1 protein-coding gene is annotated in these 412 nt (G+C 67.2%); it reads right to left on the bottom strand.

Annotated features, from left to right (window positions below; all coding sequences use genetic code 11):
• Nucleotides 1–333, bottom strand: a 333-nt coding sequence (locus tag GL263_RS29345; protein WP_182858476.1) for an ABC-type transport auxiliary lipoprotein family protein, incomplete at its 3' end; no start/stop codon positions are given.
• Nucleotides 334–412 lie beyond the last annotated feature (79 nt).

The raw sequence follows: 412 nt of genomic DNA on the forward strand, positions 1-412 counted from the left end.
GTCCACGGCAGACAGCGTGGTCGCCAGGTTCGCAGACAGCGCATCGCGCAGTTCCGAACCGAACGGCGCGGCCCAACGTTGCTGCTCAAGCGCCACCACTTCGCTGTCGGACGTACGCAGCACGATCTGCGGCTTGTCCAGGCGATCGGGCACCCGCACGCCCGAGAGGCGGAATGCACGCTGAAAGCGGCTGGTGTCGGTTGCTTCAGGGCGCGCCGACAGCGTATGCAAGGTCGGCTCGGGCGAGGCGCACGCGCCAACCAGCAAGGCCACGGCAGCGCCGCCGGCCACGCGAAGAGAAAAAGACAGCATCGTCGTTTGCATCGGCATCATTGCGCGTCCTTTGCCTTGCCGCGGATCAGCGCTTCCGGGTGGCGGTCCAGATAGTCGGTCAGCACGCGCACGGACGCGG

The organism is Streptomyces durbertensis (assembly GCF_014156695.1).
Taxonomy (GTDB): domain Bacteria; phylum Actinomycetota; class Actinomycetes; order Streptomycetales; family Streptomycetaceae; genus Streptomyces; species Streptomyces durbertensis.